At 42.1% G+C, this 9,865-nt stretch carries 8 protein-coding genes; 4 read left to right on the top strand and 4 right to left on the bottom strand.

Annotation, left to right across the window (positions count from 1 at the left end):
• Positions 1–23 precede the first annotated feature (23 nt).
• The 4 genes from fni to mvk form a co-directional block, all read right to left on the bottom strand.
• Positions 24–1,079: a type 2 isopentenyl-diphosphate Delta-isomerase gene (gene fni / locus PS3_RS05160; protein ID WP_007122260.1), complete on the bottom strand. Its 1,056-nt coding sequence runs from the start codon at positions 1,077–1,079 to the stop codon at positions 24–26.
• A 79-nt stretch (positions 1,080–1,158) separates the two neighbouring features.
• Complete coding sequence (locus PS3_RS05155) at positions 1,159–2,253, bottom strand: phosphomevalonate kinase (RefSeq protein WP_007122259.1); 1,095 nt, start codon at positions 2,251–2,253, stop codon at positions 1,159–1,161.
• A 3-nt stretch (positions 2,254–2,256) separates the two neighbouring features.
• Positions 2,257–3,246 (bottom strand): diphosphomevalonate decarboxylase, encoded by a 990-nt coding sequence (gene mvaD, locus PS3_RS05150; RefSeq protein ID WP_007122258.1) that lies wholly within the window; start codon positions 3,244–3,246, stop codon positions 2,257–2,259.
• Positions 3,239–4,183 (bottom strand): mevalonate kinase, encoded by a 945-nt coding sequence (mvk, locus tag PS3_RS05145; protein ID WP_007122257.1) that lies wholly within the window; start codon positions 4,181–4,183, stop codon positions 3,239–3,241. The genes mvaD and mvk overlap by 8 nt, the downstream gene beginning before the upstream one ends.
• Positions 4,184–4,311: 128 nt before the next feature.
• Between mvk and PS3_RS05140 the strand changes: the two genes are divergently transcribed.
• From PS3_RS05140 to PS3_RS05125, 4 genes are all read left to right on the top strand, one after another.
• Entirely contained in the window at positions 4,312–7,137 is a 2,826-nt protein-coding gene (locus PS3_RS05140; protein ID WP_040468247.1) for a helicase C-terminal domain-containing protein, read from the top strand.
• 62 nt (positions 7,138–7,199) lie between these two features.
• Positions 7,200–7,736 carry a cell wall elongation regulator TseB-like domain-containing protein gene (locus PS3_RS05135; RefSeq protein ID WP_040468246.1) on the top strand — a complete coding sequence of 179 codons (537 nt, stop codon included), beginning with the start codon at positions 7,200–7,202 and terminating at the stop codon, positions 7,734–7,736.
• Positions 7,737–7,752: 16 nt separating this feature from the next.
• Entirely contained in the window at positions 7,753–9,051 is a 1,299-nt protein-coding gene (asnS, locus tag PS3_RS05130) for an asparagine--tRNA ligase (RefSeq protein ID WP_007122254.1), read from the top strand.
• A 108-nt stretch (positions 9,052–9,159) separates the two neighbouring features.
• Complete coding sequence (locus tag PS3_RS05125; protein ID WP_007122253.1) at positions 9,160–9,858, top strand: DnaD domain-containing protein; 699 nt, start codon at positions 9,160–9,162, stop codon at positions 9,856–9,858.
• The last annotated feature ends 7 nt before the right edge of the window (positions 9,859–9,865 follow it).

The following is a 9,865-nucleotide window of genomic DNA, read 5'->3' as shown; positions in this document are numbered from 1 at the left end:
GCCGATTTGGTTCTTCCTCGTCTTTAAGCTTTAATTTGAGTTTGTCGTTGTTTTTGATAATTATATAATTCTGGATCTAAAACCAGGTCAACCTGCTTTAATTGGTCAAAGCTACTAACACCTAGCATGGTCATAATTTCAGGGATTTCAGCTTGCCACTCAGCAATTTCTTGACTTAATGTTTCAGGACCGTCCTGGATGAGTTGGTGTAAAAAATAACCGGCGACGCCGACTGCTTGAGCTCCCATCGCACCAGCTTTAATAACGTCTAGCGGACTAGTGATGCCGCCAGACGCAATAATTTGCTGGTTTGCATTGTGACGGAATTGACTTTCAATGAGTGCCTGGGGAGTAGTTAATCCCCAGGCTAATAGATTATCATGATAGTTTCGGTGATGATTACGTCGATTTTCAATCCGAGGGAAACTCGTACCACCTCGACCACTAATATTAACTACTTGGATCCCAGCGTTCGCTAATTGATTAAGATCATTGACGCTCATCCCACTTCCCACTTCTTTTACGATTAGGGGAACCTTTATCGCCGCTTGAATAGCTTGCAGGTTCTCCAACCAAAGAAATTCTCGGTCGCCTTCTGGCATAATCAACTCTTGAGCAACATTCAAGTGGATTTCTAAGGCATTTGCTTGAATTAAATCGATGGCTGCTTGGGCCTGTTGGGGAGTAGCCGAAGCTCCCAAATTAGCAATAATAATCCCATTCGGATTCGTTTCACGGACGATCGTAAAAGATGCTTTAGCTTGATCATCTTTAAAAATAATGCTCATCGAGCCAGTTGCCATGGCAAGATCATATTCTTTGGCTACGGTGGCCAATTGATGATTAATCTTACCGGCTCGTTCGCTCCCACCGGTCATGGCCTCTAAATAAAACGGCCAAGCAAGATCTAACTTATCAGTTAGGTTAGCATGAGTCTGGATCTTGTTTAAATCCGTTTCAGGCAGAGCGCGCGGAATTAATTGGATCCCGGCAAATGGATCATATTGATGATTGAAGTCATAATCTTTCTCTGCTAAAGAAAGGTGTTCATTTTTTCGCTGTGCATGTTGATTAACCATGTTTTTCTCCAGGTATGTGATTGGTCTAATTATAGCAATAATGACCATTAATTAAAAATCGGCCCCGAGGACCGATTATTTATACAGATTCACTAATAACTTCATCAACATAGTGAATCGCTAAATTTAGGGGTTCGATTCCTGCTGCCTGCCAAGCAGCGGTTAGTCTGGACCGATCCTTTGGATGACTGAGAATGGCGATTCCACAATCACCACCGCCAGCCCCAGAAGTTTTAGCAGCGCCCTTGAACTGTTCCGCAATTTGGCAGAGTTGCTGTAAGAGTGGGGTTTCAATCTGTACTTCCGATTGAATCGCGAGACTTTGCAAGAGCAGGCGGTTATTTCGTAATTCATTTTGAATTGTGGCGATATCTTGTCGGTGAAAACCGTCGACCATGCGTTCCACACATTGGCGACTATTTTCCAGGAACTCTTGATATTGTTCAGGGTGGATTTGGTGAAAGGCGTCGATTTTATCCACTAAGTGAGAGGTTGAAGCGGGCTTACCAGTCCAACCAATCATTAATTGAAGTTCATTCGGAACGATCAGTGATTCAATCTCGAGACCAGGCCATGTTTGACTAATTAAATCCACTAAAGTGCAACGCTGCCGTTGGTTTGCAAGCCATGCCCGATCAAAAGACCGGTAGGCAATCCAACCACCGTAGACCGAAGCGGCCACATCACCAAGGGAGCCATTCCCTTGAATCGTGAAGTGAGCGATGGAAGCTAACTTAAAGATAACTTCTTTACTGGCAGGAATTTCATAATAATTTAAAAGGGCTTTTACAGTTGCAACCGTGACAGCAGCTGAGGAACCTAAACCATATTTTTTCCCTGAGTCGCTATCTAATTGACTATCAATTGTTAGATCATAAACGCCTAAAGGTTTATGGAGGGCTTTGGCATATTCCTCCGTAACACTGATGGCCGACAAAATATAGACAAAAGGATTGTCACGGCGGTCAATGACCATTTGATCACCATTACGGCGCCAAGATAATCCCATGTTTTCATATTGGTGACTTGTGATTGAGCCTTCCAGATGACTAGTTGGGCGGATGGTACAGGTAACAAATTGATTGAGAGCTACTAATACCGCGGGATATTGATTTTCAACCACCGCATATTCACCAGCAATATATAACTTGCCGGGCGCTTTTGCAATAATCAAGATTTAATCCTCACATTCTATCGTTTCCAAATACTCAATTCCGGGACCAGGTTGGGCGACAACTAGGTTTTCTTGACCAAAAACCTGACCTAATGCGGCGAGTAACTGGGGACGGTCCTTTTGATCATAGATCACTTTAACGTTAGGACCAGCATCCATAGTATAATAACAGTTTAGCCCCGTTTGGCGCAATTGATTGATCAAGTTAATGGCCTTAATAGTTGAAGCTTCAAAATAGGTGAAGGGTGGCTGAGCAGATAAGGTTAGAGCATGCATACGCATTGCGTTAGCTTCGGCAATTTCACCAATCTTGGAGATATTATGCTCCTGGATCGCAATTTTAATGGCTTTTAAATCCTGTTCAACTACTTTCGGCCAGATTTCAAAATAGGGCGAAGTATCAACGGACGCTTGCATTCCGCCCCGGCTAGACACCTTTTTTTGCTGACGATTGATCATAATCGCAATCATTTCTAACCCAAAATCTACTTTTTCCATGATTGGTTCTGCATAAGAACTTTCGTCATCTGTGCCACGGTGCCATTGGACTAGTCCGCCAAAAACCGACCGGGTAGCTGAGCCGGAGCCACGACGGGCTAAGCGGCTTAATTCTGTCGGCGTCAAATTTAAACCAGCTGCTCGACTGGCCGCAGCGGCTAAGGCAGCAAAAGCGGAGGCAGAAGAAGCCAAACCAGCCGACATTGGGACATGATTAATGGATTTAATTTTAGCAAAGGCTTTTTGCCCGCTCATTTGGCGAACAAGGTCCATAAAACGGGCGACCTTTGCTGATTTATCAGGACTAATAACCTGACCATCAATGATTAAATGATCTTGTTTTAACTGAGAGTCAAAATCAACCGTGGTCGTTGTATAAAATTCATCTAAGGTTAAAGATAAACTATCAGTATAGGGTAGGATTAAATCAGCATCACGTTTTCCCCAGTATTTAATTAGGGCAATGTTAGTATGTGCACGGGCCGTACTAGCCATTTGTCGTCGCTCCTTTAAATGGTTGAATATTGGTTTGCTTTGCACCATGAGCCATTAATTGGCTAGCAATTTGCCGGGCGCTAGATAGGTTTTGGGCTAAGGCAATCATGCAACCACCACGACCACCACCGGTTAATTTAGCGCCTAAAGCACCAGCTCGGTTAGCTACTTGAATTAGATGGTTGAGTTCGGATGATGAAACCTTTAGAGTTTGTAAGTCAAGTTGAGCATTATCCAGGATTTGTCCGAGCATCTCAAGATTATTGTCAATCACGGCTTGCTTGGCAGCTTTAGTTAATTCACCTAAGTGTTTGATTCGCTCATGAGCAGTTGGATCAGTTTCGAGTTTTTCTTTGACGGCTTGGATGGCCGCTTTGGTCGCCCCTTTAATCCCGGTGTCCGCAATTACTAAGGCGCCAGAGAGATTTAAGGGGAAGGCTTGACCGCTTTCGCCTTTAATAAACCAAAGCGGTTGATCAGAACTTACCGTCGCCGCATCTAGACCACTTGGGTTACGGTGGGTTTCAACTTCTTCAATTTTAGCTAGTTCTAATAATTCAGTTCGCTCCAAGGGGGTCTCGTAGAAATTAAAAAAAGCGCGCGTAATTGCAACTGCGACCGCCGCCGAAGATCCCATCCCGCGTTCTTGGGGAATTTGACTAGTAATCTTTAAGACCCAGCCACTTTGATGATCAGCGAAACGTTCCATTAATTGCTCAATTAAGCGTTGAATGCCAAGCATTTGAACAGGGAGTTGGTCAAGTTCACCGGTGAAACTTTCACTAATAATTTGATGTCTACTGGGAGCAGTATTTAGGGTGGCAATAGTTTGAATACTTGGCAAGGGGAGGGCAATTGCCGGTTGGTGGTAGACCACACTATGTTCGCCAATCAAAATGATCTTGGCATGACTTGTCCCAGTTGCTGAGTTAACCATTGCACAAAAACTCACTTTCCTAAACCACGATCCTTATTTACAAATCTATATTTTACCACGATTTAGATGATCATAGATAAATAACGCCAATAATAGTATCATTAATAACAGTTAGTAGACAAGAAAGGATGAAAACGGTGGATAAACATCAATCATCAAAAGGTCCCATCTATGCGGTGGTGGATTTAGAAACTACTGGGACGAGTTTAACCAGTGGTTCGCGGGTGATCCAAATTGGCTGTGTCCTGGTACAAAACCAAAAAGTTATTAATCAATTTGAATCCAAAGTAAATCCCGGGATGGCGATTCCTCAAGCGGTTCAGCAATTAACAGGGATCCATAATCGGGATTTAAAGCAAGCACCATACTTCGATGAAATAGCGCCAACTATCTATGCTTTATTAACGGAAACGACCTTTGTCGCGCATAATGTTAATTTTGATTTTGCCTTCATTAATATGGAACTAGAGCGGGCGGGTTATCCGACTTTAGAAATTCCCGCTATAGACACAGTTACGCTTAGCCAGATACTTATGCCGACGGCCGAAAGTTTTCGTTTGCGGGATTTAACAAAATATTTGGCAATTGAGCATGACAATCCACACTCAGCTATTTCTGATGCCGATGCGACGGCAACTTTGTTAATTGATTTAATGAAACGTTTAGATCAATTACCGACGCCGACCTTAAAGCGTCTGCAAAACATGAATTTAAAATTGCCCTTGGATACGGCCTTAATGTTTGATCGAGCACTAGTCCAACGACAAAAGCAAAATTATCGCTTGCCTGATGATTTATATATGAGTGGGGAATTAGTCTTACATAAGGTACGGCCAGTTCAAGTTGAAAATGCCCTGAAACGGCGCCCGTACCCGCATACCAAACGGCAGAAACTGGCTTTTTTTGGTGATCAATTTCAATATTGGCCTATCCAAGCCAAGCTAATGAATAGTATTTACAACCAGTTTTCGCATTCTGATACACCCCGTCAATTAGTAGTCGAAGCTGGGACAGGAACTGGGAAGACTTTAGGCTACTTGGTTCCGCTGAGCTATTTAACATATCCTCACGATCAAATTATTGTTTCTACGGCAACCAATGTTTTACAACAACAGATTCAAGCCATTACGATCCCTCAATTAAATGCGCTGTTACCTTTTAAAATGACGGCCGTCATCGTAAAGGGGAACCAACATTATATCCACCTGGGTCGCTTTGCCCGGTCATTAAGTATGACGGATGATGCCCCCAATGTTCAATTATTGAAGGCTCGTATTTTAGTGTGGCTCTTAACGACGACCACGGGAGATCTAGACGAATTAAATCTTAATGCGATGAATTCACCATTTTTTGCGCAAATTCGTCATGGGGGATTACGAACCTTAACACCAGATGAGCCGTATTATCGAGATGATTTTTTAGTGCGTCGCCAACGGGCTTTGCAATTTGCCAATATCATTATTACTAATCATGCCTATTTAGTGGCGCATGCTGACGAATTAACTAATGATGATCAACAAGCTTATCTAGTGGTTGATGAGGCTCAACATTTGAGCCAGAGTGTCATGCAGCAATCACGAACTACGATTAGTTTTCAACGAGTGGCAACGGATATTAATCAACTCCATAATCTGGTCAGTCATCGCGACGAGCATAATCTCACCAGTGTTTTTAAAAATTTGCCATTAGGGGTCTATAATGTCGAATTACTATATGACGATCTTGACCAAGTAAGTCAGGCAGTGACTAATTTAGAAGAAGCTTTAATGGACCTCTTGCCTCCAAGCCAATCGTCTACGGCACAAATTGAGCAACCAATTGATAACCAGGCTTTTCAAAAAGTCATTAATTTTGATCTACCGCAGATGATTGAATTGGAACAGGCCTTGGCAAGTGTGCAGCTTCATTTTACGTCCTTACAACGCCTCTTCAATGGCCGACGGGATAGTTGGCTGATGATTGATCGTTACTTAATGAGTCAATTTAATAGTTACTATCAATCGCTTATTGAGTTTGATCAGCAATTACATGAGATGAGTAAAACGGTTCAAGATCAACCAGCAGCGGCGGTGTTTTGGCTATCAGTAAACCAAGGGAACGAAACGAGTACCATGAAATTAAGTGGGGGATTATTAGAACAGAACCATTTCTTGTCACACCACGTTTACCCTTACTTTTCTGCGATGATTTTTACTGGTGCGACCTTGTTTACCTCGCATAAATCAAGTTATCTTTATCAACATTTGGATTTAGTGGCCGACCAAGTCCGCATCAAACGTTTCGGCTCGCCATTTGATTTTCAACAACAAACTCATTTGTATATTGCTAAAGATGCTCTAGAACCAGAACAAACAAGCCAATACGTTGATTATTTAGCACAAACTATTGCTGAGATTACGATTGCTAATCCGTGTCAAACAATGATTTTATTTAATTCCCTGGTGACGATTGAACAGGTCTATAGCCGACTGCGTAATACAGGCTTATTCGATCAACGCGATATTTTAGCTCAGGGAATTACTGGTAATCGGGATAAAATTTTAAAACAATTTGCGACTGGAACGGATTCAGTTTTGTTAGGGGCCGCTAGTTTTTGGGAGGGGATTGACCTTCCGGAAGATCAATTGCAATTATTAATCATTACTCGTTTACCATTTGACTCACCAGATCAAGTTATGGTAAAAGCTCAACATGAACATCTAAAGGCCCAGGGACAAAGTCCTTTTTATCAAGCTGATTTACCAAGGATGATTATGCGGATGCGACAAGGAATTGGCCGGATCTTACGTACGGAAGATGACTATGGGATTACGATTGTCCTTGATCCCCGTTTAATCAACCGGCGTTATGGGAAGAGTGTTTTAAATATGTTGCCGGAAAACTTGCCAGTTGATCAAGTGGCTACTAATCAATTAGCTAATCTCGTGAAAAAGTTTCTAAAAAATCATCGATAAGCGCGGAGCAGGGGTAAAAATTTGGTATAATGCAAAAGATGTTAATTTAGAAAGGAATTACAATGCAAAGTCAACGACAGCGGAATCAGAATCGACGTCATCAACGCCGCCGTCGCCAACCACGTCGTCATCGGCGACGCTGGATTTGGCTTCTGGTGGTGGTCGTACTAGTAGCTTGCGGTTGGGGCTTTTATGCCAGTGCCAATCATGACAAGACAGTTGCCCAAAATCGGGTGACCGCTTTAGCTAAGTCCAAGGCTAATTTGACCACGGTTAGTAATTTCTTTATTTACAACCAAGAACGAACTTATTATTCGGTCGCGGGTGTAAATAAAAAAAATCAACAGCTTTTAGTAATCGTTCCAGCAGGTAGCAGTAAGGTGACCGTATTGAAACAGTCTAGTGGAATTACCGGTCGAGAAGCAATTCAAGTGGTTCAAAAAAAGCACCAAATTCGCCGAGTCCTGCATACTGCTTTAGGAATTTATCGAAAGTCACCAGTTTGGGAAGTGGCCTATTATAATACAAAGGGAAAATTAAATTATGCCCTAGTTAACTTCAAAACTGGTAAGATCGTAGAAGAAATGAATAACCTTTAAATTGAGGAGGAAAATATTGGAAACAATTAACATTATTGATGCGCCTAAGCACGTTAACGAACGCGTGCGCATTGGGGTTTGGTTAACTGATAAGCGTTCCAGCGGAAAAATTGCCTTTTTGCAACTTCGGGATGGGACAGCCTTCTTTCAAGGAATCTTGTTAAAAAATAAGGTTTCGGAAGAAATTTTTGAAATGGCGCGTCATGATTTGCGGCAAGAATCTAGCTTTTGGGTAACGGGTGAGATCCACGAGGATGCGCGGTCCAAATTTGGCTATGAAATTCAAATTGATGATATTGAATTGATAGGTGATAGTGAAGATTATCCAATTGGTAACAAGGAACATGGAGTTGACTTTTTACTAGATCACCGGCATTTATGGCTTCGTTCAAGCAAGCCGCAAGCTATGATGAAAGTTCGGGATCGGGTTATTCGGGCAACTTATGAATTCTTTGGACAACAAGGGTTCACTAAGATTGATCCACCGATTTTAACGGGAAATGCCCCAGAAGGAACGACCGATCTTTTCCATACGGAATACTTTGATCAAGATGCTTACTTATCACAATCAGGTCAATTATATGAAGAAGCGGGTGCAATGGCCTTAAACAAGGTCTACTCTTTTGGACCGGTTTTCCGAGCAGAAAAGTCCAAGACGCGGCGGCACTTAATTGAATTCTGGATGATTGAACCAGAAATGGCCTTCATGCATCAAGAAGAAAGCTTGGAAGTTCAGGAACAATATGTGGCTTACTTGGTTTCGGCAGTTCTCAAAGATTGCCGTCATGAACTAGAAGTTCTTGGTCGTGATCCGGAAAGCTTAGTGCCATTCACCAAATTACCTTATCCACGGATTAGTTATGATGAAGCCGTGGAAATGCTGAAAAAAGCTAACTTTGAGATTGAATGGGGAGTTGATTTTGGTTCGCCAGAAGAGACTTATTTGGCCGATCAATTTGATCAACCCGTTTTCATTTTGAACTATCCAAAATCGATTAAGCCATTCTACATGAAGGGACACCCAACCCGTGACGATGTCTACGTCTGTGCGGACTTATTAGCGCCTGAAGGCTACGGTGAAATTATCGGTGGTTCAGAACGGGAAACTGATTATGAAGTGCTTCGCCAAGCTATTCTAGATGCAGGTCTAGATGAATCTGCCTACGAATGGTATTTAGACTTACGAAAGTATGGAACAGTACCACACTCTGGGTTCGGACTTGGTTTGGAACGGTTCTTGACTTGGATTACGAAGACGGATCATGTTCGGGAAACAATCCCATTCCCACGATTATTAAACCGCTTATATCCGTAAAATTAGTTGCAATATTAAAAGAGGCTGGGAAGAAACAGTTTGTTTCTTCGCCAGCCTGTTTTTACTTTAGTATAATGACGATAAGTAAAATTTATGGGGGTGAGGAAGATGGTTGCAGATTTTTTGCACCGCTATTTGAAGGCTGGAACGACATCGATTAGCAATTTATTATTGCATCATTATCATGAGATTGGCATGACGACGGGTCAATTGATGGTGTATTTAGAGTTAAAATCTTATTTAGACCGTGGGGTTGAGCAACCTTCACTAAAAGATATTGCTGATCATCTGGGGACTAGTGAAGACCAGGTAAATCAATTGATTCATGAAATGGTCAGTCACAAATTGGTAACCCAACGTTTAGTACCAACTGCATCAGGCAAAGATACGGCGGTTTACGATTTTTCGGGATTAATTGATCAGTTAACGAAAATAGGCGATCAAAATGACCCTAATACGGACACGAAAGAACCGACAACGAGCCGCGAAGAAATCTTTAAGCAAATCCAAGTTGAATTTGGGCGGACCTTATCACCAATGGAGCTCCAATATGTTAATCAGTGGATTGATCAGGATCACTATTCGACTAATTTAATTCATTTAGCCTTAAAAGAAGCCGTAGTGAATGGTAAGTACACTTTAAAGTACATGGATCGGATTCTGTTACGATGGCAACAAAGTAATTTAACGACTCCACAAGCCATTGAGGCTGATCGGCAAAGATATGAACAGCGTCGTCAAAGTCGGGCAAATACGGGTCATGAAATGACAGAAAAAATACCGATCTTTAAGCTCAATGATCAATAATCAAAAA

The organism is Limosilactobacillus gastricus PS3, assembly GCF_000247775.1.
In the GTDB taxonomy this organism is placed as follows: domain Bacteria; phylum Bacillota; class Bacilli; order Lactobacillales; family Lactobacillaceae; genus Limosilactobacillus; species Limosilactobacillus gastricus_A.
The sequence above is the reverse complement of the archived record's forward strand: the minus strand, read 5'-3'. Positions and strand labels throughout refer to the sequence as shown.